Below are 25207 nucleotides of genomic sequence, written 5' to 3'. Positions count from 1 at the left end.
CTGGACAGAACAAGAAGCGGAGCCGCCCGATGTCCTTTCCCGTCGAATTCGTCCGCCAGATGACCGAAGAGCACATCGCCTTCGTCAAGCGCTGCGGGCTCAAGGCCGAAATCCTCGAACGCGGCCACGTGCGCCTGCGCATGCCGCTGCACGGCAACGAGAATCACCTGGGCAACATGTACGCCGGCGCCCTCTTCACCCTCGCCGAGCTGCCCGGCGGCGTCATCACCCTGACCAGCTTCGACAGCCACCGCTTCTACCCCATCGTCAAGGAAGCCGGCCTGCGCTTTCGCCGCCCGGCGGCCAGCGACGTGCTGGTGGAGGCCCGCCTGGACGAGGCCGAGCTCAAGCGCATCGCCGAGGAGGCCACGCTCAACGGCAAGGCCGAGTACGTGCTGGAGCTGCAGCTCAAGGACGTCCACGGCGAGGTGGTCGCGGAAAGCCGCGCCGTCTATCAGCTGCGCAGCCGTTGATCCGCGGCCCTTGCGCTGCGTCAACATGGGCGCGCACGGCTGGGCCAGAGTGGTGGGACCGCCGGAGGATCCCACCATGCCCAAGCACATCCTGGTCGCCCACGACCTCAGCGTCGAAGCCGACGTCGCCGTGCGCCGCGCCGCGCAACTGGCCGCCGAGCACGATGCCCGCGTCAGCCTGCTGCATGTCATCGAACAGCCCCTGGGCGCGCCGCTGCTGGCCAGGGCCCGGCAGAGCGCCGTCGCCGCGCTGCAGGACAGCGCCCGCAGCGCCGGCCTGACGGATTACCAGCCGCTGGTCGCCGAGGGCCGCCCGGCCAGCGTGATAGCCGCCACGGCGCAGGAGCTGCAGGCGGACCTGCTGGTCACCGGCACTCACCGCCAGGCGCTGGTGGAGCGTTTCGAAGGCACCACCTTGGAACAGATCCTGCGCTGCAGCCGGGTGCCCGCCCTGCTGGTGACCGACTCGCAGCTGCGCCCCTACCAGCGGGCGCTCAGCGCCCTGGACTTCTCCGTCGGCGCCTGCCACGCCTGGCGCAGCGCCTGCGCCTGGCTGGCGCCGGGCGGCGAACTGCTGGCCCTGCATGCCTACGACGCCGGCAACGACCCCGCCCGGCTGCGCGAACGCCTGGACGAGCAACGCCAGCTGCTGGAACAGCTGATTCACGACGAGAGCCAGCAGGTGGGCGGCCCGCTGCCGCAACTCGAGTGCCTGGTGAGTTCGATGGGGGTTCGCGAAGCGCTGGACCACAGCCTGGCCGACTGGCAGCCGCAGCTACTGGTGCTCGGCAGCCGCGGGCGCGGCGCGCTACAGCAGGCCCTGCTGGGCAGCACGGCGCGCTACTACCTGCGCCGGCCGCCCTGCGACCTGCTGGTCAGTGCCTGAATAGAGCAGCTGTAAGCTTCAGGCTTCAGGCTTCAGGCTTCAGGCTTCAGGCTTCAGGCTTCAAGCAGACCGTGCAGTTCGACGAACTGCTGGGTCAGCTTGTGGCGGGGGTCGAGGTAGATCAGCGGGGTGCAGGCCTGGTGCGACTCGCGCATCTTCACCGAGCTCATCAGGTACACCGGCAGCACCGGCATTTCCTCTTCCACCAGTTCGTCGAGCAGTTGCTGCGGCAGGCTGGCGCGCGGCTGGAACTGGTTGACCACGATGCCCTCCACTTCCAGGTCCTCGTTGTGGTCCTCCTTCAGCTCCTCGATCTCGCGCAGCAGGCCGTACAGCGCCTGGCGGGAGAAGCTGTCGCAGTCGAAGGGGATCAGGCAGCGGTCGGCGGCGATCAGCGCGGATACCGTGTAGAAGTTCAGCGCCGGCGGGGTGTCCAGGTAGATGCGGTCGTAGTCCTCGGCCAGCTCGTCGAGCAGTTTGCGCAGCTTGTTGATCTTGTGCTTGGCCTCGAGCTTGGGCTGCAGGTCGGCCAGCTCGGCGGTGGCGGTCACCACATGGAGGTTGTCGAACGGCGTCTCGTAGATATCCACCTTGCCCTTGCGGGCGAAGGGGCCGCCGGAAAGGCTCTGCTTGAAGAAATCGGCGATGCCCATGGGCACGTCGTCGCCGGTCAGGCCGGTGAGGTAGTGGGTGGAATTGCCCTGGGCATCCAGGTCCACCAGCAGCGTGCGGTAGCCCTCGGCGGCGCTCACGGCGGCCAGGTTGCAGGCAATGCTCGACTTGCCGACCCCGCCCTTCTGATTGAAAACCACGCGACGCATGAGCACCCCTCCAAGCCGTTCAAGTGACAGCGGATTCTATGCAATGCCCATGACGAGGGCGAGCACTTGCGCATGCCGTCGGGCGGCGCCTAGGCCGCCGCGCCGCGGGTGACCAGCTCGATGAAGGCCAGCGCCGCCGGGGACCTCTCGCTGCGCCGCCGCACCAGCCATACCGAGCTGGTCGCGCCAGGGTCCAGCAGGGTGCGGTAGACCACCCCGTCCACCCGCGTGCGGCGGAACGAGCCTGGCAGCATGGAAACCCCCAGGCCCGCCGCCACCAGGCCGATGATGGTCATGGCCTCGCCGGCCTCCTGGCTGATGCGCGGGGTGAAGCCGGCCTGCCGCGCCAGCGCCTGCAACTGGTCGTACAGCCCGGTGCCGTAGCTGCGCGGGAAGAACACGAAGGACTCCTCGGCCAGCGCCGCCAGCTCCAGGCCCTCCAGCGAATCGCGGGCCAGCGGGTGGTCGGCGCGCAGCACCGCCACCAGCGGTTCGCTGAACAGCTCCACCGCCTCCAGCGAGGCCGGCAGCTGGAAGGAGCGGATCACCCCGACCTGCAGGCGCTCTTCCTGCAGCGCTTCGACGATCTGCCGGCTGCTCATCTCCTGCAGGTCCAGGTGCACTTCCGGGTAGGCCTGGCGGAAGGCGTGGATGCTGCGCGGGATGGCCGAGGTGAAGGGCGCCGAGGCGGTGAAGCCGATGCGCAGCTCGCCCAGTTCGCCCTGGTGCGCGCGGCGCGCCAGCAGCACCGCGCGGTCGACCTGGGCCAACACCTGGCGTGCCTCGTCGAGGAACAGCCGGCCGGCTTCGGTCAGCGCCACCCGACGGTTGGTGCGCTCCAGCAGGCGCGCGCCTATCTCCTCCTCCAGCGCCTGGATCTGCTGGCTCAGCGGCGGCTGGGAGATGCCCAGGGCCTCGGCGGCGCGGCCGAAATGCAGTTCCTCGGCGACGGCGATGAAGTAACGCAGGTGGCGCAGCTCCATGGGAACTCCGAATGAGTCGAATTACATATCAAACGTGTCGATCAATATATTGGAAATAATAAAAGCCCTTCCTTATCCTTGTCACACAAGCCCAATAACGACTTTCCACTTTCTGCCAGCCTGGCTGCGCGGGCTGATTTCGCTCGCCGCGAGGCACACCCCTTTCCAGAATCGAGGTGAGTTGTGAGTCACTCTGCCGTGCGGGCTTCGTCGGATTCCGAACCCGCCTTGCTGCAGGCCGCCGAGGCGGCCAACCAGGCGCTGGCCGGCGCCGTGAACGACATCGAGAGCTACATCGAGAAAGGCACCCCGGCCTTCATGCGCACCTCTTTGGCGCTGTTCTCCGGCGGCTTCGCCACCTTCGCCCTGCTCTACTGCGTGCAGCCGATGATGCCGGTGCTGTCGCAGACCTTCGCCCTCAGCGCCGCGCAGAGCAGCCTGGTGCTGTCCATCGCGACCATCATGATGGCCCTCGGCCTGCTGGTCACCGGGCCGATTTCCGACGCCATCGGGCGCAAGCCGATCATGGTCGCCTCGCTGGCCTTCGCCGCCCTCTTCACCCTGGCCAGCGCGGTGATGCCGACCTGGCACGGCGTGCTGGCCATGCGCGCGCTGGTCGGGCTGTCGCTCAGCGGCCTGGCGGCGGTGGGCATGACCTACCTGAGCGAGGAGATCCACCCGCAGCACATCGGCCTGTCCATGGGGCTGTACATCGGCGGCAACGCCATCGGCGGCATGAGCGGGCGGCTGATCACCGGCGTGCTGGTGGACTTCATGTCCTGGCACGCGGCCATCGCCATCCTCGGCGGCCTGGCCCTGGTGGCGGCCGTGGTGTTCTGGCGCATCCTCCCGGAGTCGCGCAACTTCCGCCCCACCCCGCTGAACCTCCGGCAACTGGCCGACGGCTTCGCCTCGCACCTGCGCGACGCCGGCCTGCCCTGGCTGTTCCTCGAGGGCTTCCTGCTGATGGGCGCCTTCGTCACCCTGTTCAACTACATCGGCTACCGCCTGCTGGCCGATCCGTACCACCTCAGCCAGGCCGTGGTCGGCGTGCTCTCGCTGGTGTACCTGGTGGGCATTTACAGCTCCGCCTGGGTCGGCTCGCTGGCCGACCGCCTGGGCCGGCGCAAGGTGCTCTGGGCGGTGATAGTGCTGATGCTCAGCGGCCTGCTGCTGACCCTGCTGCCGGCGCTGCCGCTGATAGTCGCGGGCATGCTGCTGTTCACCTTCGGCTTCTTCGCCGCGCACTCGGTGGCCAGCAGCTGGATCGGCCGCCGCGCGCTCAAGGCCAAGGGCCAGGCCTCGTCGCTGTACCTGTTCAGCTATTACCTGGGCTCCAGCGTGGCCGGCACCACCGGCGGGGTGTTCTGGCACCACTTCGGCTGGACCGGCGTCGGCCTGTTCATCGCCGCGCTGCTGAGCATCGCCGTGCTGGTGGCGTTGCACCTGGCGCGTCTGGCAGTGTTACCGCGCACCCTTCCCGCGCTGAGCACCCCGCACAACTGAGTAATTTCTACACACTCAGTTTCGATTCTGTCGGCGACAGATATGCCAGTGTCGCCTCTGGATATGACATTCCCATGATCGCGACGCCCCTATCTCGGGGCGTCGTGGCACTTCTACCCAACTTTTTTCGCGCCTACGACCAAGGTCGTAACAAAATGTGGCGCGCATCTTGCGTTCAGGAAAAGGAACACCTCGTTGGATTATCAAAACGGCTTCGGCTGCGCAGGACGCATTTCCTTCCTTTTCTCGCTGTAGGTAACGCATGAGCAGTACCCCATCCGCCGGTCTGGCCCAGGGCCTGAAGAACCGCCACGTCACCATGTTGTCCATCGCCGGGGCCATCGGCGCCGGCCTCTTCGTCGGCTCCGGCCACGCCATCGCCGAAGCCGGCCCGGGTGTCATGGTCTCCTACTTGGTCGCCGGCCTGCTGGTGGTCCTGGTCATGCGCATGCTGGCCGAGATGGCCGTCGCGCAGCCGGACAGCGGCTCCTTCTCCACCTACGCCGACCGCGCCATCGGCCACTGGGCCGGGTTCACCATCGGCTGGCTGTACTGGTGGTTCTGGGTCCTGGTGATCCCGCTGGAGGCCAACGCCGCCGCCGCCATCATCCACGCCTGGATCCCCGGCGCGCCGATCTGGGTCCTGGCCTTCGTGATCACCGCGGCGCTGACCGTGACCAACCTGTTCAGCGTGAAGAACTACGGTGAGTTCGAGTTCTGGCTGGCACTGATCAAGGTCGGCTCGATCATCGCCTTCCTGGTCATGGGTTGCGCGGCCATCTTCGGCGTCTCGCCGAACCCCGAGGTCAGCGGCATCAGCCACCTGTACGCCGAGGGCGGCTTCCTGCCCAAGGGCTGGGGCGCCGTGCTGGCGGCCCTGCTGACCACCATGTTCTCCTTCATGGGCTCGGAGATCGTCACCATCGCCGCCACCGAGTCCAAGGACCCGGCGCAGCAGATCACCCGCGCCACCAACTCGGTGATCTGGCGGATCGCGCTGTTCTACCTGCTGTCGATCCTGATCGTGGTCTGCCTGGTGCCGTGGAACGACCCGCGCCTGGTGAGCATGGGCTCCTACCAGACCGTGCTGGAGCACCTGCACGTGCCCTACGCCAAGCTGATCGTCGACATCATCGTCCTGGTCTCGGTGACCAGCTGCCTGAACTCGGCGCTCTACACCGCCTCGCGGATGATGTACTCGCTGAGCAAGCGCGGCGACGCCCCGCGCATCGCCCAGGCGACCAGCGCCAGCCGCACCCCGGTGTATGCCGTGCTGCTGTCCACCGCCATGGCCTTCCTGTGCACCTTCGCCAACTACCTGGCCCCGGCCGAAGTGTTCAACTTCCTGCTGGCCAGCTCCGGCGCCATCGCCCTCCTGGTGTACCTGGTGATCGCCATCTCGCAACTGAACATGCGCAAGAAGCTGCTCGCCCAAGGCCACCAGCTGACGTTGAAGATGTGGCTGTTCCCCTGGCTGACCTGGGCGGTGATCCTGTTCATCGCCGGCGCCCTGGTAACCATGATGATCCGCCCGGACCACCGCATGGAGGTGGTCGCCACCGCCCTGCTGACCATCGTGGTCGTGTGCTCCGGCCTGCTGGTCTCGAACCGTCGCAAAGCCCAGCGCGCCGCCGGCTACGCGGCCGACGCCGCCTGACGCGCAGCGCCATGAAAAAGCCCCGCCATTCAGGCTGTGTGAAAACCTCCGGATCGGTCCAGCTGGTTAAAAAACAACCTGGATTTCGCGTTTCTACGCGGATTCTGGGTTGGCTGAATAGCCAAGCCTTTTCAGATTTCACGTAGGAACGCACTCTTCGAAGAGCCGCTCGGGTTTTCACACAGCCTGCATTGGCGGGGCTTTTTCGTTGGGTGCATGTTTTGTAGGAGCGCGCCCTGCGCGCGAATCGCGGGCAGGGCCCGCTCCTACAGGTTGGCACCGAATTTCCCGACCATGCCCGCAGGGCGAAGCGTCAGTGATACTGCGCCGACAGCTCGTGCACCGCCTCGAAGAAGGCGCCGGCGTGGGCCGGGTCGACTTCCGGGGTGATGCCGTGGCCGAGGTTGAACACGTGGCCGCTGCCCTGGCCGTAGGCGCCGAGGATGCGCGCCACTTCGCGGCGGATGGCTTCCGGGTTGGCGTAGAGCACCGACGGGTCCATGTTGCCCTGCAGCGCCACCTTGTCGCCGACGCGGGCGCGGGCGCTGCCGATGTCGCAGGTCCAGTCCAGGCCCAGCGCTTCGGCGCCGGTGGCGGCCATGGATTCCAACCACAAGCCGCCGCCCTTGGTGAAGAGGATCACCGGCACCTGGCGGCCGTCGTGCTCGCGGATCAGGCCGTCGACGATCTTCTTCATGTAGGCCAGGGAGAATTCCTGGTAGGCCGCCGCCGACAGGCTGCCGCCCCAGGAGTCGAAGATCTGCACGGCCTGGGCGCCGGCGCGGATCTGCCCGTTGAGGTAGCTGGTCACCGACTGCGCCAGCTTGTCGAGCAGCGCGTGCATGGCCTGCGGGTTGTCGTAGAGCATCGCCTTGGATTTGCGGAAGTCCCTGCTGGAGCCGCCCTCGACCATGTAGGTGGCGAGGGTCCAGGGGCTGCCGGAGAAACCGATCAGCGGCACCCGGCCGTTCAGCTCGCGGCGGATGGTGCGCACCGCGTCCATGACGTAGCCCAGGTCCTTTTCCGGATCGGGGATCGGCAGCGCTTCGATGTCGGCCAGGCTGGAGACCACCTTCTTGAAGCGCGGGCCCTCGCCGCTCTCGAAGAACAGACCCTGGCCCATGGCGTCGGGGATGGTGAGGATGTCGGAGAAGAGGATCGCCGCGTCCAGCTGCGGATAGCGGTCCAGCGGCTGCAGGGTCACCTCGCAGGCCAGCTGCGGGTTCATGCACAGGCTCATGAAGTCCCCGGCCTTGGCGCGGGTGGCGCGGTATTCCGGAAGATAGCGGCCGGCCTGGCGCATCATCCACACGGGGGTAACGTCGACGGGCTGCTTGAGCAGGGCACGGAGGAAGCGATCGTTCTTCAGGGCAGTCATGGCGGCATCCGGCAAAAAAGTGCGGGCATTTTCGCAAAGCCCAAAGCAAAAGGCACGGCGGGGGCCGTGCCTTTTGTCCATCGCGGCATTCTGCCGCAGCGCCATACATCTTTTGCAGGAGCGCGCCCTGCGCGCGATTCGCGGGCAGGGCCCGCTACAGGGGCAGGGTTCGCAGTCGTAGGATGGGTTGAGCGAAGCGATACCCATCACCCCACGGCCGCATGGGTTTCGCAAAGCTCAACCCATCCTACGAAAAGCGCCTCGGCGCAGCCGGCAAGACAGCCAATCAGACGCCGAGGTAGTCGAGGATGCCTTCGGCGGCCGTGCGGCCTTCGAAAATCGCCGTCACCACCAGGTCGGAACCGCGGACCATGTCGCCGCCGGCGAAGATCTTCGGGTTGCTGGTCTGGTGCTTGAACTGCGCGGCGGCCGGGGCGATGACGCGGCCCTGGCTGTCGATCTCGACCTGGTGCTGCTCGAACCAGGGCGCCGGGCTCGGGCGGAAGCCGAAGGCGATCAGCACGGCTTCGGCCGGGATGATCTCCTCGGAGCCCGGGATCGGCTCGGGGCTGCGGCGGCCACGGGCGTCCGGTTCGCCGAGACGGGTCTCGACCACCTTCACGCCTTCCACCTTGTCCTCGCCGACGATGGCGATGGGCTGGCGGTTGAAGAGGAACTTCACGCCCTCTTCCTTGGCGTTCTTCACCTCTTTGCGCGAACCGGGCATGTTCTCTTCGTCGCGGCGATAGGCGCAGGTCACGCTCTTGGCGCCCTGGCGGATGGAGGTGCGGTTGCAGTCCATCGCGGTGTCGCCGCCGCCCAGGACCACCACGCGCTTGCCCTTCATGTCGACGAAGTCCTCGGGGGACTTCTCGAAGCCGAGGTTGCGGTTCACGTTGGCGATCAGGAAGTCCAGCGCATCGTGCACGCCGGGCAGGTCCTCGCCGGGGAAGCCACCCTTCATGTAGGTGTAGGTGCCCATGCCCATGAACACGGCATCGTACTCATCGAGCAGCTGCTCCATGGTCACGTCCTTGCCGATCTCGGTGTTCAGGCGGAACTCGATGCCCATGCCGGTGAAGACTTCGCGGCGGCGCGACAGCACGTGCTTCTCCAGCTTGAACTCGGGGATGCCGAAGGTCAGCAGGCCACCGATTTCCGGGTTGCGGTCGTACACCACCGGGGTCACGCCGTTGCGCACCAGCACGTCGGCGCAGCCCAGGCCGGCCGGGCCGGCGCCTATCACCGCGACGCGCTTGCCGGTGGGCTTGACCTTGGACATGTCCGGGCGCCAACCCATGGCGAAGGCGGTGTCGGTGATGTATTTCTCCACCGAGCCGATGGTCACCGCGCCGAAACCGTCGTTGAGGGTGCAGGCACCCTCGCAGAGGCGGTCCTGCGGGCACACCCGGCCGCAGACTTCCGGCAGGGTGTTGGTCTGGTGCGACAGCTCGGCGGCGGCCAGGATGTTGCCTTCGGAAACCAGCTTCAGCCAGTTGGGGATGAAGTTGTGGACCGGGCACTTCCACTCGCAGTACGGGTTGCCGCAGCCCAGGCAGCGATGGGCCTGGTCAGCCGCCTGCTGCGGCTTGAACAGGTCGTAGATTTCCACGAACTCGCGCTTGCGCTGGCGCAGCAGTTTCTTCTTCGGATCCTTGCGCCCGACTTCGATGAACTGGAAGTCATTGTTGAGACGTTCAGACATTTCAAGACCTCTTCAGACTTCAGGCGCTTATTGCGGGTTGGCACGGGTGCTGGTCAGCAGGGAACCGAGGCTCGCGGCCTTCGGTTTCACCAGCCAGAACCGACGCAGGTAGTCGTCGAGGTTCTCCAGCAGGTTCGCACCCCACTCGCTAGCCGTTTCCTCGACATATTCCACCAGGACCTTGCGCAGGTGACTGCGCTGGGCCTCCATCGCCTCGCCGCTGATCCGCTGGATTTCCACCAGCTCATGGTTCACGCGGTCGACGAAGGTGTTGTCCATGTCCAGGACGTAGGCGAAGCCCCCGGTCATGCCGGAGCCGAAGTTGTAGCCGGTCTTGCCCAGTACGCAGACGAAGCCGCCGGTCATGTACTCGCAGCAGTGGTCGCCAGTGCCTTCCACCACCGCGTGGGCGCCGGAGTTGCGCACGCCGAAACGCTCGCCCGCGGTGCCGGCGGCGAACAGCTTGCCGCCGGTGGCGCCGTACAGGCAGGTGTTGCCGACGATGGCCGACTCCTGGGTCTTGAACGGGCTGCCCTTGGGCGGGGTCACCACCAGCTTGCCGCCGGTCATGCCCTTGCCGACGTAGTCGTTGGCGTCGCCTTCCAGGTACAGGTGCAGGCCGCCGGCGTTCCACACGCCGAAGCTCTGCCCCGCGGTACCCTTGAAGCGGAAGGTGATCGGCGCCTTGGCCATGCCCTGGTTGCCGTGCACCCGGGCGATCTCGCCGGACACGCGCGCGCCGATGGAACGGTCGCAGTTGCAGATGTCCAGCTCGTACTCGCCGCCCTTGGCGCCTTGGATGGCGCCGCGGGCCAGCTCGACCATCTTCTCGGCCAGCAGGCCCTGGTCGAACGGCGGGTTCTTCTCGACCTCGCAGAACTGCGGCTTCTCGGCCGGGATCAGGTCGCTGCCCAGCAGCGGGGTGAGGTCGAGATTGCCCTGCTTGGCGGTTTCGCCGGGGAGGATTTCCAGCAGGTCGGTACGGCCGATCAGCTCGGCGAGGCTGCGCACGCCCAGCTTGGCCAGCCATTCGCGGGTCTCGCTGGCGATGAAGGTGAAGAAGTTCGTCACCATCTCGACCGTGCCGATGAAGTGGTCCTTGCGCAGCTTGTCGTTCTGGGTGGCCACGCCGGTGGCGCAGTTGTTCAGGTGGCAGATGCGCAGGTACTTGCAGCCCAGGGCGATCATCGGCGCGGTGCCGAAGCCGAAGCTCTCGGCGCCGAGTATGGCCGCCTTGATCACGTCCAGACCGGTCTTCAGGCCGCCGTCGGTCTGCACGCGGACCTTGCCGCGCAGGTCGTTGCCGCGCAGGGTCTGGTGTGCCTCGGCCAGGCCCAGCTCCCAAGGCGAACCGGCGTACTTGATGGAGGTGATCGGCGAAGCACCGGTACCGCCGTCGTAGCCGGAGATGGTGATCAGGTCGGCATAGGCCTTGGCCACGCCGGCGGCGATGGTGCCCACGCCCGGCTCGGAGACCAGTTTCACCGACACCAGCGCCTGCGGGTTGACCTGCTTGAGGTCGAAGATCAGCTGCGCCAGGTCCTCGATGGAGTAGATGTCGTGGTGCGGCGGCGGCGAGATCAGCGTCACGCCGGGCACCGCGTAGCGCAGGCGGGCGATCAGGCCGTTGACCTTGCCGCCGGGCAGCTGGCCGCCCTCGCCGGGCTTGGCGCCCTGGGCCACCTTGATCTGCAGGACCTCGGCGTTGACCAGGTATTCCGGGGTCACGCCGAAGCGGCCGGTGGCCACCTGCTTGATCTTCGAGCTCTTCAGCGTGCCGTAGCGCGCCGGGTCCTCGCCGCCCTCACCGGAGTTGGAGCGCCCGCCGAGGCGGTTCATGGCTTCGGCCAGGGCCTCGTGGGCTTCCGGCGACAGCGCGCCGAGGGAGATGCCGGCGGCGTCGAAGCGCTTGAAGATCGACTCCAGCGGCTCGATTTCGTCGAGGCTCAGCGGCTGCGCGGCGGTCTTCACCTGCAGCAGGTCGCGGAGCATCGACACCGGGCGCTTGTCCACCAGCGCGGTGTATTCCTTGAATTTCTCGTAGTCGCCCTGCTGCACGGCGGCCTGCAGGGTGTTGACCACGTCCGGGTTGTAGGCGTGGTACTCGCCGCCGTAGACGAACTTCAGCAGGCCGCCCTGCTGGATCGGCTTGCGGTTGTTCCAGGCATCAAAGGCCAGCAGCTTCTGCTCGTTTTCCAGGTCGAGGAAACGCGCACCCTGGATGCGGCTGGGCACGCCCGGGAAGCACAGGCCGGTGACCTCGTCGGACAGGCCGATGGCTTCGAACAGCTGGGCGCCGCGGTAGGAGGCGATGGTGGAGATGCCCATCTTCGACAGGATCTTCATCAGGCCCTTGGAGATGCCCTTGCGGTAGTACTTGAACACCTCGTAGAGGTCGCCCAGCACTTCGCCGGTGCGGATCAGGTCGGCCAGCACCTCGTAGGCGAGGAACGGGTAGACCGCCGAGGCACCGAAGCCCACCAGCACCGCGAAGTGGTGCGGGTCGCGGGCGGTGGCGGTTTCCACCAGGATGTTGGAGTCGCAGCGCAGGCCGGTCTGCACCAGGCGGTGGTGCACGGCGCCGACGGCCAGGGCCGCGTGCACCGGCAGCTTGCCGGGGGCGATGTGGCGGTCGGAGAGCACCAGCAGCACCTTGCCGGCGCGCACGGCTTCCTCGGCCTGGTCGGCGATGTTGCGCACGGCCGCTTCCAGGCCGATGGACTCGTCGTAGTTCAGGTCGATATGGTGGCGGTCGAAGCCCGGGCGCTCCAGGTTCATCAGGCTGCGCCACTTCGCCGGGGAGATCACCGGGGTGGTCAGGATGGCCTGGTTGGCGTGGTGCGGCGACTCTTCGAAGATATTCTGCTCGACGCCCAGGCAGGTTTCCAGGGACATCACGATCGCTTCGCGCAGCGGGTCGATCGGCGGGTTGGTGACCTGGGCGAAGACCTGGCGGAAGTAGTCGTAGGGCGAGCGGATGCGCTTGGACAGCACCGCCATCGGGGTGTCGTCGCCCATCGAGCCGACCGCTTCCTGGCCCTGCTCGGCCAGCGGGCGCAGCACCTGGTCACGCTCCTCGAAGGTGACCTGGAACATCTTCATGTACTGCTTGAGCTGGTCGCTGTCGTAGCTGGCCACGCCCTGGTCGTCTTCCAGGGTCGCCTGGATGCGCAGCGCGCGCTGGCGCAGCCACTGCTTGTACGGGTGGCGCGACTTCAGGCGGTTGTCGATGTCCTCGGTCTGCAGCAGTTGGCCGGTCTCGGTGTCCACCGCGAGGATCTGCCCCGGGCCGACGCGGCCCTTGGCCAGCACGTCCTCGGCCTTGTAGTCCCACACGCCGATTTCCGAGGCCAGGGTGATGTAGCCGTTCCTGGTGGTGACCCAGCGCGCCGGGCGCAGGCCGTTGCGGTCGAGCAGGCAGACGGCGTAGCGGCCGTCGGTCAGCACCACGCCGGCGGGGCCGTCCCACGGCTCCATGTGCAGCGAGTTGAATTCATAGAACGCGCGCAGGTCGGCGTCCATGGTCTCGACGTTCTGCCAGGCCGGCGGAATGATCATGCGCAGGCCGCGGAACATGTCCATGCCGCCGGTGACCATCAGCTCGAGCATGTTGTCCATGCTCGAGGAGTCCGAACCCACGCGGTTGACCAGCGGACCGAGCTCGTCGAGGTTCGGCATGAACTCGTTGACGAACTTGCTGCGCCGGGCCTGGGCCCAGTTGCGGTTGCCGGTGATGGTGTTGATCTCGCCGTTGTGCGCCAGCAGGCGGAACGGCTGGGCCAGCGGCCACTTCGGCAGGGTGTTGGTGGAGAAGCGCTGATGGAAGACGCAGATGGCGGTCTTCAGGCGCTCGTCGGAAAGGTCCGGATAGAAGGCGGCGAGGTCCGCCGGCATCATCAGGCCCTTATAGATGATGGTCTTGTGCGAGAAGCTGCAGACGTAATGGTCGGCGTCGGCGGCGTTGGCCACCGAGGAGCGCCGACGGGCGCAGAACAGCTTCACGGCGAAGTCCTGGTCGGACAGGCCTTCGCCGCCGACGAACACCTGCTCGATCTGCGGCAGGCGCTCCAGGGCCAGGCGGCCGAGCACGCTGGTGTCGATCGGCACCTTGCGCCAGCCGACCAGCTGCAGGCCTTCGGCCTCGATCTCGCGGTTCATGTTCGCGCGAGCGGCCTCGGCCTTCACCGGGTCCTGGTTGAAGAAGACCATGCCCACCGCGTACTGGGCGGGCAGATCGGTCGCGAATTCGGCCTTGGCCACCGCCCGCAGGAACTCGTCGGGCTTCTGGATCAGCAACCCGCAGCCGTCCCCGGTCTTCCCGTCCGCGTTGATCCCACCTCGGTGGGTCATGCAGGTCAGTGCTTCGATGGCGGTTTGCAGAAGTTCGTGGCTTGGCTCGCCCTGCATATGGGCGATCAGGCCGAATCCGCAGTTATCCTTGAACGTCTCAGGATGGTACAGACCTGCTTTCATAGGGAACTCTCACCGGCAAAACTTTTTTAATTCAGCGACTTCGCCTGTCTTCTCGCTCAAGCGGCAAGTTTCCGACAGGCAAAGGGAGGCCATTGTACATAGGTACAAGGCGCCTCACAAATTTTTGGCGAGAGGCTGAAACTGGATGTCGCATTCCTGAAAGAAAAAACCCGCCAGTCGTGCTTGTGACTGGCGGGTTTTCATTTTTGCGACAGCGCGTCAGCGGGCGCTGGCGATTTCCTGCTGGATGCTGGCGAAGGTGCGCGGCCAGGGTTTGCCGCCCTGGGCCTTGGCCGACAGGCTCTTCACCGCGGCCACGGCGGCGGCGCGGCTGGGGAAGCTGCCGTAGGTCACCACGTAGAAGGGCTTGCCCTGCAGGGTCTTGCGGAAGTAGCGGTACTCGCCGCCGCCCTGCTTGCTGATGTAGGCCTTGGCGCTGGCCTCGGAGCCAGTGCCCAGCACCTGCACAGCATAATTCCCCGCGGGCTGCGAGCGATACCACTGGCTACCGGCACCACCGGCGGCGGCGCTGGCCTTGGCCGGGGCCGCAGGCTTGCTCGGCGCAGCCTTGGCCACGGCCTTGGGTTCTGCCGGCTTGGCCGCGGGCTTGGCGACCGGTTTCACCGGCTCGGCCTTGGCCACCGGTTTGCTGACCGGGGCCGGGGCAGGCGTCGAAACCACCGGCTGCGCCGGAGCGCTCGCCACGCTCGGCGCCGGCGGCACCGGGTTCAGCGGTTGCGGCGCGCTCTTGCCGGCCAGCGGCGCGAGCGGCGGTGCGGAGGTGGTCACGGTCGGCGGCACGCCAGGCGCGGGCATGGCGCCTTCGTCGGCGTCTTCCTGGCCACCGGCCTGGGCCATGGGCTCGCGGATGACCGGCTGGGCCTCGCCCACCAGCGGCAGCGGCACCGGCTGGTTGGAACCGGCGAACTCCACCGAGGGACCGGAGCCCGAGGCCGGCGCCTGGGCGGCGCCCGGCTGCGCGGCGGAACCCATCGGCAACTGCGCGGAAGCCTGGGTGGCGGCGCTATCCGGCTTGCTGGTGCGGCCCTGCATGAACCAGGCGGCGACCACGCCGATGGCGACCACGCCGAGGATCAGCAGATGTTTCTTCGGCAGGCGCAGACTGGCGCCAGGAGCGGCCTTGCGGGCGCCGCCACGGTCGGCCAGCATCGCCTCGATCAGGGCGTCGCGGGCCACCTGGTTGATCGAGCCCGGCCAGCCGCCGGACTGCTCGTGGATGTCGGCCAGCAGGTCGTCGGAAATCAGCTCCGCGCCCTGCCCTGCGCCTTCCAGGCGCTGCGCCAGGTATTCGCGGGTCTCTTCCTCGCTGTAGGGCTGCAGTTCGATGGCGTGGAAGCGCTCCTCGCCCTCGGACAGCGCCTCCAGCCGCGACAGCAGCTCGGGCTCGCCGAACAGGAACACGTGCAGGCGCGCCTCGCTGTTGCCGGCGGCCAGCAACAGCAGCACTTCCAGGGCGCCGTCACGCAGTTGCTCGGCATCGTCCACCAGCAGGTAGACGTCCTGCCCGGTGATCGCCAGCTGGGCGACCTTGGCCAGGATGGCCTCGATGCTCACCTGGGTGATGCCCAGGCCCTGGGCCAGCTGGCGCATCAGGGTGGCTTCGTCGGCCGCCGAACGGCCGGAGATCACCACGCTGGACACCGCATCCTTGTTGGTGCTGGCCACCAGGGCCTGGCGCAGCAGCGTCTTGCCGCTGCCCAGGGGGCCGGTCACCGCCAGCAGCAGGTGGCTGTAGCGCGCCAGGTGGTGCAGTTGGCCCAGCACCGGCTTGCGCTGTGCCGGGAAGAACTTGAAGCCAGGAACCCGCGGAGCGAAGGGGTCGTGGCTGAACTGGTAGTGGGCCAGGAAGGCCTCATCGGCATGCAAGCTGGACATGGGACCTCAATGTTCTCCTAACTGATCGACCAGGGCCTGGTAATCAGTACGCAGGGTTTCTTCCAGAATCTCACGAGGGAAGTCCGCAGTGACCACCGCATCCCCCAGCCCTTTCAGCAATACGAGGCGCAGACGGCCGTCGAGCACTTTCTTGTCCACCGCCATGTGCTCGAGGAAGTCCCCGGCGCTCATTTCCTTCGGCGGCACCACCGGCAGTTTCGCCCGCTGCAGCAGACGCACGCCACGATCACGCTCGGCGGCGGTCAGCCAGCCCAACAGATGCGACATCTGCAGTGCCATCACGGTTCCCGCACCCACGGCTTCGCCGTGCAGCCAGACGCCATAGCCCATGTGGGTCTCGATGGCGTGGCCGAAGGTGTGGCCGAGGTTCAGGGTGGCGCGCACCCCGGATTCCCGTTCGTCGGCGCCCACCACCCGGGCCTTGGCCGCGCAGGAGCGCTCGATGGCTTCGGCCAGCGCGGCGGAGTCGAGCGCCAGCAGCGCGTCGACGTTGTCTTCCAGCCAGGCGAGGAAAGGCTCGTCGCAGATCAGGCCGTACTTGATGACCTCTGCCAGGCCGGCGGACAGCTCGCGCGCCGGCAGCGTTCCCAGCGAGGCGGCATCGATCACCACCGCCTGCGGCTGGTAGAAGGCGCCGATCATGTTCTTGCCCAGCGGGTGGTTGATACCGGTCTTGCCGCCCACCGAGGAATCCACCTGGGACAGCAGGGTGGTCGGCACCTGGATGAAATCGACACCGCGCTGGTAGCAGGCCGCGGCGAAGCCGGTCATGTCGCCGACCACGCCGCCGCCAAGGGCGATCAGGGTGGTCTTGCGGTCATGCCGCGCCTGCAGCAGGGCATCGAAGATCAATTGCAGGGTTTCCCACTGCTTGTACGCCTCGCCATCGGGCAGGACCACGGCGATCTGCGCGTAGTCGGCCAGCGTCTTCTGCAGGCGCGCCAGGTACAGCGGCGCGATGGTCTCGTTGGTGACGATGGCGACCTGCCGCCCGCGGATGTGGGGCGCGAAATGACGCGGATCGTCCAGCAGCCCTTCGCCGATGTGGATCGGGTAGCTGCGGTCGCCGAGATCGACAGTGAGTGTGCGCATGAAGCCCCCAGACAGGAAAGGGCACTAGGATAACGCAGAACCGCGCGCCCTTTAATGGCGCTCCAGCCTGCGCAGGCGATCGAGTATCTCCAGCACCACCAGGCGCGGTGGCCGCTCGTCGGTTTCCACCACCACGTCGGCGATCTCCCGGTACAACGGATCGCGCAGGGCCATGAGGTCGCGCAGAATCTGCCCCGGGTTGGGCTTCTGCAGCAGCGGCCGGTTCCTGTCGCGGGCGGTGCGGGCGATCTGCTGGTCGACCGAGGCGTGCAGGTAGACCACCTTGCCGCCGGCCTTGAGCGCGGCGCGGTTGGCCTCGCGCAGCACGGCGCCGCCACCGGTGGCGATCACCACGCCGTCGCCGTCGCAGAGCTCGGCGAGCATGGCGCTTTCCCGCTCACGAAAGCCAGCCTCCCCCTCGACGTCGAAGATCCAGGGGATGTTGGCTCCGCAGCGCTGTTCGATCTCCTTGTCGGAGTCCTTGAAGTCGAGGTGCAGCTCTTTGGCAAGAAGACGCCCGATGGTGCTCTTTCCAGCACCCATCGGGCCTACCAGAATCAAATTGGGCACGGCATTGATCAACGATCGATGGCAATGGCCTGATTATTCATGATCCGGGGAGTGAGGAAAACCAGAAGCTCGTTCTTGGTGTCCGTCACATAGTCGTTCTTGAACAGGCGGCCGACGACCGGTACGTCGCCGAGGAACGGGACCTTGGAGGTGGTCTTGGTCTGGGTGTTGGAGAACACCCCGCCGATGACGATGGTTTCACCGTCGTTGACCAGCACCTTGGCGTTGACCTCGTTCTTCTTGATCGGCGGCACGCCGAGCAGCGCGTTCTGGTAGTCGGGCTCGTCCTTGTTCACCTTGACCTGCATGATGATGCGGTTGTCCGGGGTGATCTGCGGAGTGACCTCCAGGGACAGCGCGGCCTCCTTGAAGGACACCGAGGTGGCGCCGCTGGAGCTGGCTTCCTGGTAGGGAATCTCCGAGCCCTTGAGGATCTTCGCGGTTTCCTTGTCCGAGGTGACCACCTTCGGCTGCGACACCACTTCGCCGTTGCCGGTCTTCTCCATGGCGTTGAGCTGCAGGTCCAGGGTGGTGTTGTCGGTGACGAAGCCGATGCCGATGCCGGAGGTCGGGGACGCGGTGCTGACGCCCAGATCGACGAAGGTATTGCTCGTGCTGTTGGCGCCACCGGTGATGTTGAAGTTGCCGCGATTATTCAGCGAACCACCCCACTGCACCCCCAGTTCCTTGGTGTAGTCGACGCTGGCCTCGACGATGCGCGCCTCGATCATCACCTGGCGTACCGGGATGTCCAGCTGCGAGACGATGCGTCGCAGCTCGTCCAGGCGGTCCTGGGTCTGGTAGGCGATGATGGCGTTGGTGCGGTCGTCGACGGTGATGGAGCCACGGTTGTCGGTGCCGGCGGCAGGCTGGGCGCCCGGGCCGGAACTGGTGCCGGTCACGGACTGGAACAGCTTGGCGATGTCGGAGGCCTTGGCGTAGTTCACCTGGATCAGCTCGCGGCGCAGGGGCGCCAGTTCGGCGATCTGCTTCTGCGCTTCCAGCTCCTGGCGCTCGCGCGCGGCGATCTCGTCGGCCGGCGCCACCAGCAGGACGTTGCCGACCTTGCGCTTGTCCAGGCCCTTGGTCTTGAGCACCAGGTCCAGCGCCTGGTCCCAGGGCACGTTCTGCAGGCGCAGGGTGATGTTGCCCTGCACGGTGTCCGAGGCCACCAGGTTCAGGTCGGTGAAGTCGGCGATCAGCTGCAGCACCGAGCGCACGTCGATGTCCTGGAAGTTCAGCGACAGCTTCTCGCCGGTGTAGGCGAAGCTGTCCTTCTTGCGCTTCTCGGCCTCGTTGGCGGTCATCGGCTTGATGCTGACGGTCATGCGGTTGTCGGTCTGGAACACCAGGTAGTCGTACAGGCCGCTGGGCTCGATGACGATGCTGGCCTTGTCGCCGGCCGCCGAGGCGTTGACGAACTGCACCGGGGTGGCGAAGTCCTTCACGTCCAGGCGCACGCGCAGGCTGTCGGGCAGTTGGGTGCGCGGGAAGTCCAGGCGGATCTTGCCGCCCTGCTCCTGGATGTCCGGGCTGACGCTCGGGTCGGACAGGTCGATGACCACATTGCCCTCGCCCTGCTCGCCGCGCTGGAAGTCGATGTTGCGGATCGCCTTGCCCACCGGCACGTAGGGCTTGGGCTGCGCCGGGCGAGGCGCCGCGGCATAGGCCGGGGCCGCGCTCGGCGCGGAGCTGGCCGCCGCGGCGGGCGCGCCGCCACCCTGGCCGACCAGGATGATCAGGTCGTTGCCCTGGGCGCGGGTGGAATACGGCACCAGGGTGGTCAGGTTGATGATCAGGCGGGTGCGGTCCTTGGCCTCGACCACGGTCAGGCTGCGCGCGTTGCCCACGCCCAGCTCGCGGTTCTTGCTGCCCAGCTTGTTCTGCACGCCCGGCAGGTCCAGGGCGATGCGCGCCGGCTGCTCGATGGTGTAGCCACGCGGCGCGGCCACCGGCTCGTCGAAGCCCAGCTTGAGCTCCACGCGATCCCCCGGCAGCGAGGCCACGTCGACGCGCTGCAGGTTGGCGGCGAGCAGGCTCGGCGCGAAAAGGCCGGCCAACAGGGCAAAGCCCAGGCGGGTCATAGTTCTGTTCATCGTCGTCTGTATCCGTCGTGCAGACAGCAGTTTGTTATCCATGGTCATCCCCGCCCTTAGGAGCGCTCCTTGAGAGTCAGGCTGCGCGGACGTTCGAGCCAGCCACCCTCACCATCAGGAACGATCTCGACTACATCGATCTTGCCTTCGCTGATGGAAACGATCTTCCCATCGTTGCGCCCCAGATAATCCCCCACCTTGACCCGGTGCACCCCTCCTGCACCGCGGACCAGGGCGAACGTACCCTCCTGGTTGGACAGTGTCCCCACCATCTCGAAGGTCTCGATGTTGAAACCTTCGAGGAACTGCTTGACCCGCGTTTCGTCGGGTTTGACCACCTTGGAGCCCTTCTGCTTGATCGCCAGGTCGATCTTCACCGGCGGCTGGAACGGGCTGCGCAGGGACGAGGCGTTGTAGGTGAAGGCCTCGTAGGGCTGGAACTTGGGCAGCGGCTCGATGGAGCCCTTGGGCCGCGCACGGACTTCGTCCATGTACGCCTGCAGGTCGGCGAAATCGCCCCCCGAACCGCAACCATTCAGACTCAACAGCAACAGGCCACACAGCATCAGGCGCTTGTTCATTTCTTCGCCCCCGCCTTGTTGGCCGCCGGCTTGGCCTGCACGCCCTTGTCGTTGTAGCGGTAGGTCTTGGCCACGATGGTCATGCGCAGCTTGGTGGTACTGTCCGCACTCACGGGTTTGATCTCGAAGTCGTGCAGGGTGACGATCCGCGGCAGGCTGGCCACGCCGCTGACGAAGGTCGCCAGGTCGTGGTAGCCGCCGACCACGCTGATCTGTATCGGCAGCTCGATGTAGAACTGCTGGGTGACTTCCGGCAGCAGCTTGATTTCCTCGAACTCCAGGCCGCTGCCCAGGCCGGTGCGGGTGATGTCCTCGAGCAGCCCGGGCACCTCGGTGTCGCTGGGCAGCTGGCGCAGCAGCGCGCCGAAGGACTCTTCCATCTCCTTCATCTGGTTCTTGTAGGCTTCCAGGTTGGCCGCCTGGAAGGCCTTGGTGCCGAACTGCTGCTTGAGCGTCTCCTCCTCGGCCCGGCGCTGGTCCAGCTCGCCTTGCAGGTCCTTGAGGTGGAACTGGTAGCCGAGCACCAGCACCAGCACCATCAGCAGCGCGCCGGCGATCACCTTGGCCGCGGCGGGCCAGGAACCGACGTTGTTGAAGTCCAGCTCGTTGATGTCGATCTTGCGCAGGCTTTGCAGGGAATCGGCCAGACTCATTTCTTGGCTCCTTGCGCGACTGTCTTCTTCTCCTGCTCCTTGACCTTCTCGCCAGGCTGCGTCTGCTGCACGGTGAGCTGGAAGGTGTTGGCCTGGTCGACGGCGCCCTGGGTGACCGCCTTGACCTCGGTGAGGTTGGGCGAGGTCAGCCAGTCGGAGGCGTCCAGGTTGCGCATCAGGTTGGACACGCGGTTGTTGGACTCGGCGGCGCCGGCGATGGCGATGGTGTGGCCGTTCATCTTCAGGCCGGTGTAGTACACGCCATCGGGCAGGGTGCGCACCAGTTGGTCGAAGACGCGCCCGATGATCGGCCGGTTGCCCTGCAGGTCCTGGATGATCTTCATCCGCTCCAGCAATTGCTGGCGGCGCGTCTTCAGCTCGCTGATCTCCTTGATGCGGGCGTCCAGCACGGCGATTTCCTTGCGCAGGAAGTCGTTGCGCGCGCTCTGGTTCTCGATCGCCGAGCTGAAGTACTGGTCACCGAGGAACACCAGGCCGCCGGACACCAGCAGCACGCCGCCCAGGGCAACCAGGAAGCGCTGCTTGCGCTCCTCGCGCAGCTGCTCCCGCCATGGCAGTAGGTTGATGCGTGCCATCAGTCGAAACTCCTCATCGCCAGACCGCAGGCAATCATCAGCGCCGGCGCATCACTGGCCAGCGCGCCGGCATTCACCTTGTTGCTCAGCACCATGTCGGCGAAGGGGTTGGCCACCAGCGTCGGGGTGCCGATCTTCTGCTGGATGAGCCGGTCCAGGTCGGGAATGGAAGCCGTGCCGCCGGCGAGCAGGATGTAGTCGACGTCGTTGAACTGGCCAGCGGCGAAGAAGAACTGCAGCGAACGCGAGACCTGCTGCACCACCGCATCCTTGAACGGTTGCAACACTTCGCTGTCGTAGTCATCCGGAAGACCGCCCTGCTTCTTGGCGAGGCCGGCTTCTTCCACCGACAGGCCATAGCGGCGCTGGATCTCCTCGGTGAGCTGGCGCCCGCCGAACAGCTGTTCGCGGGTATAGATGGTGCGGCCGTGGTGCAAGACGCTGAGGGTGGTCATGGTGGCGCCGATGTCGACCACCGCGACGGTCAGCTCGTCGGCGTTGCCGCCCAGCTGGTCGCCGAGCAGGCCGAAGGCGCGCTCCAGCGCGTAGGCCTCGACGTCCACCACCTTGGCAGTGAGCCCGGCCAGGGCCAGCGCGGCCTCGCGCACCTCGACGTTCTCCTTGCGGCAGGCCGCCAGCAGCACGTCGACGCGCTCGGCGTTGCGCGCGGATACGCCCTGGACCTCGAAGTCGATGGCGACTTCCTCCAGGGGATAGGGAATGTACTGGTCGGCTTCGATCTTGAGCTGGTTCTCCAGCTCGTCTTCGGAAAGACCGCCGTCCATCTCGATGGTCTTGGTGATGACCGCCGAGCCGGCGACCGCCACGGCAGCCGTCTTCACGCCGGTGCGCGCCTTGGCGACCACCCGCGACAGCGCCTGGCCGACCCCCTCCAGTTCGGCGATGTTCTTCTCGACCACCGAGTTCGGCGGGAGCGGCTCTACGGCGTAGGCCTCTACCTTGTAGCGCCCGCCCGAACGGCTCAACTCGAGGAGTTTGACCGAAGTCGAACTGATGTCGATCCCCAGCAGTGTGTTCGCTTTCTTAGTGAAGAGCCCTAGCACGACTGATTTCCTATCAGCATCCGAGACTTACGGACGATTTATGTTTTTTGACATTAGATACCAGACTTGACACCCGCGCAAATAGCTCGCTGGCAAAAAAACTGCTTATAATGTGATCAGCTTTTCCCTTTTCGCCGCGCCGTTCGCTTAACTCTCTCTTTTCCCTGGAAATCCAAGACCTGCCAATGCGCCTGCTGAAGTTTCTGTGGTGGACTTGCGTCACCCTTTTTTGTGGAGTGCTGCTCGGTTTAAGTGGCGCCTACCTGTACCTGAGCCCCAGCCTGCCTTCGGTCGACGCCCTGCGCAACGTGCAGCTGCAGATTCCGTTGCGGGTTTATAGCAGTGATAACAAATTGATAGCAGAGTTCGGTGAAATGCGCCGCACTCCTATCCGCTTCGCTGACATCCCGCCGGATTTCATTCACGCCCTTCTGTCGGCCGAGGACGACAATTTCGCCAATCATTATGGCGTGGACGTGAAGAGCCTTATGCGCGCTGCCGCGCAATTATTGTCGACCGGTCACATCCAGACCGGCGGCAGCACCATCACCATGCAGGTGGCGAAGAACTACTTCCTCACCAACGAGCGCAGCTTCTCGCGCAAGATCACCGAGATCCTCCTGGCCCTGCAGATCGAGCGCGAGCTGACCAAGGACGAGATCCTCGAGCTGTACGTCAACAAGATCTACCTCGGCAACCGCGCCTACGGCATCGAGGCCGCCGCCCAGGTTTACTACGGCAAGTCGATCAAGGACCTGAGCCTGGCGCAGATGGCGATGATCGCCGGCCTGCCCAAGGCGCCCTCGCGCTACAACCCGCTGGCCAACGTGGCGCGCAGCATGGAGCGGCGCAACTGGATCCTCGAGCGGATGAACAAGCTCGGCTTCATCGACCAGGCCCGCTACCAGGAAGCCGTCGCCGAGCCGGTGGGCGCCTCCTACCACGTGGCGAGCCCGGAACTGGCGGCCCCGTACATCGCCGAGATGGCCCGCGCCGAAATGGTCGGCCGCTACGGCGGCAACGCCTACACCGAGGGCTACCGGGTCTACACCACGGTGCGCAGCGACCTGCAGCAGTACGCCAACGACGCCCTGCGCGAAGGCCTCCAGGAATACGACCAGCGCCACGGCTACCGCGGCCCCGAGGCGCGCATGCCGGGCAAGTCGCTGGATGCCTGGCGCCTGGCGGTGGCCCAGCAGCGCCCGATTGGCGGCCTGGAGCCGGCCATCGTCACCCGCGTGGAGAAGAGCGGCGTGATGGTCGTCACCCGTGACGGCAAGGACGACACCATCAGTTGGGACAACATGAAGTGGGCCCGCCCCTTCCTCAGCAGCAACAGCATGGGCCCGGCGCCGCGCCAGCCCGGCGACGTGCTGCAGCCCGGCGACCTGATCCGCGTGCAGCGCAAGGACGACGGCGCCCTGCGCCTGACCCAGGTGCCGGCGGCGCAGAGCGCGCTGGTCTCGCTGAACCCGGACAACGGCGCCATCATGGCCCTGGTCGGCGGCTTCTCCTTCGAGCAGAGCAGCTACAACCGCGCCGTCCAGGCCAAGCGCCAGCCCGGCTCCAGCTTCAAACCGTTCATCTACAGCTGCGCGCTGGACAACGGCTTCACCGCCGCCAGCCTGGTCAACGATGCGCCCATCGTGTTCGTCGACGAGTACCTGGACAAGGTCTGGCGGCCGAAGAACGACACCAACACCTTCCTCGGCCCCATCCCGCTGCGCGAGGCGCTGTACAAGTCGCGCAACATGGTCTCGATCCGCACCCTGCAGGCCCTGGGCGTGGAGCGCGCGCGCCAGTACATCAGCCGCTTCGGCTTCGATGCCCAGGAACTGCCGCCGAACCTGTCCATGGCGCTGGGCACCGCGAACCTGACGCCCCTGGAGATCGCCGGCGCCTGGAGCACCTTCGCCAACGGCGGCTACAAGATCAGCCCCTACGTGGTCGACCGCATCGAAAGCCGCGACGGCCAGGTGCTGTACCAGGCCAACCCGCCCAGCGTGCCGGTGGAGGACAACCCGCAGGTCGCCGACAAGGAGGCCGCGCAGCCCGTCGCCGCGCCGGCGGAGGACAACGACCCGGCCCATGCCAGGACCACCATCGAGCCGACCCCGGCCGAGCGCATCATCGACGCCCGCACCGCCTACATCATGACCAGCATGCTGCAGGACGTGATCAAGCGCGGCACCGGTCGCCGCGCCCTGGCCCTCAAGCGCGACGACCTGGCGGGCAAGACCGGCACCACCAACGACTCCAAGGACGCCTGGTTCTCCGGCTTCAACGCCGACTACATGACCACCGTGTGGGTCGGCTTCGACCAGCCGGAAAGCCTCGGCCGCCGCGAGTTCGGCGGCAACGTGGCGCTGCCGATCTGGATGCGCTACATGGGTGCGGCGCTCAAGGACAAGCCCTCGCACACGCTGCCCGAGCCCTCCGGCCTGGTCAGCCTGCGCATCGACCCGCTCAGCGGCCGCGCCGCGCCGCCGGGCACGCCGGGCGCCTACTTCGAGCTGTTCAAGAGCGAAGACACCCCGCCGCCCATGAGCGAACTGGGCAGCGGCGCGCCAGGCACGCCGCTGCCGGCCGACGAAGGCGCGCCGATGGATCTGTTCTGATCGCCTGCGCTGGCTTTACGGGAACGCCGTCCCCCTGAGGGGGGACGGCGTTTTTCGTAGGGGGCTCTTTTAGGAGGTCGGTGCTCACCTGGGGCTTCGGTGCTATGGCTTGGCGCCGTTCCCTCTCCCTAACCCTCT

At 66.5% G+C, this 25207-nt stretch carries 18 protein-coding genes; 5 read left to right on the top strand and 13 right to left on the bottom strand.

Going from position 1 to position 25207, the window contains the following annotated elements:
- Positions 1-29: 29 nt before the first annotated feature.
- Both FG99_RS07325 and FG99_RS07320 read left to right on the top strand, forming a co-directional pair.
- Entirely contained in the window at positions 30-473 is a 444-nt protein-coding gene (locus FG99_RS07325; RefSeq protein ID WP_043268482.1) for a PaaI family thioesterase, read from the top strand.
- Between the two features lie 76 nt (positions 474-549).
- Positions 550-1359: a universal stress protein gene (locus FG99_RS07320; protein WP_043268480.1), complete on the top strand. Its 810-nt coding sequence runs from the start codon at positions 550-552 to the stop codon at positions 1357-1359.
- Positions 1360-1412: 53 nt separating this feature from the next.
- On the opposite strand, the gene FG99_RS07315 is transcribed toward FG99_RS07320, so the two are convergent.
- Complete coding sequence (locus tag FG99_RS07315; RefSeq protein ID WP_009613622.1) at positions 1413-2180, bottom strand: ParA family protein; 768 nt, start codon at positions 2178-2180, stop codon at positions 1413-1415.
- Positions 2181-2269: 89 nt separating this feature from the next.
- Positions 2270-3163 (bottom strand): LysR family transcriptional regulator, encoded by an 894-nt coding sequence (locus tag FG99_RS07310; protein WP_043268478.1) that lies wholly within the window; start codon positions 3161-3163, stop codon positions 2270-2272.
- 183 nt (positions 3164-3346) lie between these two features.
- Between FG99_RS07310 and FG99_RS07305 the strand changes: the two genes are divergently transcribed.
- Positions 3347-4669: an MFS transporter gene (locus FG99_RS07305; protein ID WP_009613624.1), complete on the top strand. Its 1323-nt coding sequence runs from the start codon at positions 3347-3349 to the stop codon at positions 4667-4669.
- Positions 4670-4931: 262 nt separating this feature from the next.
- On the top strand, positions 4932-6326 hold the full coding sequence (gabP, locus tag FG99_RS07300) for a GABA permease (RefSeq protein ID WP_043268476.1): 1395 nt from the start codon (positions 4932-4934) through the stop codon (positions 6324-6326).
- A gap of 313 nt (positions 6327-6639) precedes the next feature.
- Here gabP and hemE read toward each other — a convergent pair whose 3' ends face one another.
- From hemE to FG99_RS07245, 11 genes are all read right to left on the bottom strand, one after another.
- Entirely contained in the window at positions 6640-7704 is a 1065-nt protein-coding gene (gene hemE / locus FG99_RS07295; protein WP_043268474.1) for a uroporphyrinogen decarboxylase, read from the bottom strand.
- 286 nt (positions 7705-7990) lie between these two features.
- Positions 7991-9409 carry an FAD-dependent oxidoreductase gene (locus tag FG99_RS07290; RefSeq protein ID WP_009613630.1) on the bottom strand — a complete coding sequence of 473 codons (1419 nt, stop codon included), beginning with the start codon at positions 9407-9409 and terminating at the stop codon, positions 7991-7993.
- A gap of 27 nt (positions 9410-9436) precedes the next feature.
- Positions 9437-13882 carry a glutamate synthase large subunit gene (gene gltB / locus FG99_RS07285; RefSeq protein ID WP_043268472.1) on the bottom strand — a complete coding sequence of 1482 codons (4446 nt, stop codon included), beginning with the start codon at positions 13880-13882 and terminating at the stop codon, positions 9437-9439.
- A gap of 219 nt (positions 13883-14101) precedes the next feature.
- Positions 14102-15778: an AAA family ATPase gene (locus tag FG99_RS07280; RefSeq protein WP_043268470.1), complete on the bottom strand. Its 1677-nt coding sequence runs from the start codon at positions 15776-15778 to the stop codon at positions 14102-14104.
- A 6-nt stretch (positions 15779-15784) separates the two neighbouring features.
- Positions 15785-16891, bottom strand: a complete 1107-nt coding sequence (gene aroB / locus FG99_RS07275; protein ID WP_009613636.1) for a 3-dehydroquinate synthase — start codon at positions 16889-16891, stop codon at positions 15785-15787.
- 51 nt (positions 16892-16942) lie between these two features.
- Positions 16943-17461: a shikimate kinase AroK gene (aroK, locus tag FG99_RS07270; protein ID WP_024128057.1), complete on the bottom strand. Its 519-nt coding sequence runs from the start codon at positions 17459-17461 to the stop codon at positions 16943-16945.
- Between the two features lie 8 nt (positions 17462-17469).
- Positions 17470-19557: a type IV pilus secretin PilQ gene (pilQ, locus tag FG99_RS07265; RefSeq protein WP_024128058.1), complete on the bottom strand. Its 2088-nt coding sequence runs from the start codon at positions 19555-19557 to the stop codon at positions 17470-17472.
- 56 nt (positions 19558-19613) lie between these two features.
- Positions 19614-20138: a type 4a pilus biogenesis lipoprotein PilP gene (gene pilP / locus FG99_RS07260; protein ID WP_009613643.1), complete on the bottom strand. Its 525-nt coding sequence runs from the start codon at positions 20136-20138 to the stop codon at positions 19614-19616.
- Complete coding sequence (gene pilO / locus FG99_RS07255) at positions 20135-20791, bottom strand: type 4a pilus biogenesis protein PilO (RefSeq protein WP_009613645.1); 657 nt, start codon at positions 20789-20791, stop codon at positions 20135-20137. The genes pilP and pilO overlap by 4 nt, the downstream gene beginning before the upstream one ends.
- Positions 20788-21387, bottom strand: a complete 600-nt coding sequence (gene pilN / locus FG99_RS07250) for a type 4a pilus biogenesis protein PilN (RefSeq protein WP_009613648.1) — start codon at positions 21385-21387, stop codon at positions 20788-20790. Before pilN ends, pilO begins: the two co-directional genes overlap by 4 nt.
- Positions 21387-22451, bottom strand: a complete 1065-nt coding sequence (locus FG99_RS07245; protein ID WP_009613650.1) for a pilus assembly protein PilM — start codon at positions 22449-22451, stop codon at positions 21387-21389. The genes pilN and FG99_RS07245 overlap by 1 nt, the downstream gene beginning before the upstream one ends.
- Positions 22452-22636: 185 nt before the next feature.
- Between FG99_RS07245 and FG99_RS07240 the strand changes: the two genes are divergently transcribed.
- A complete protein-coding gene (locus FG99_RS07240; RefSeq protein WP_043268466.1) occupies positions 22637-25069 on the top strand; it encodes a penicillin-binding protein 1A in 2433 nt (810 codons plus the stop codon).
- Positions 25070-25207: the final 138 nt, after the last annotated feature.

This window comes from Pseudomonas sp. AAC, assembly GCF_000725445.1.
GTDB lineage: Bacteria > Pseudomonadota > Gammaproteobacteria > Pseudomonadales > Pseudomonadaceae > Pseudomonas > Pseudomonas citronellolis.
Note: the sequence above shows the minus strand (reverse complement) of the source record. Positions and strands in the feature narration are given on the sequence as shown.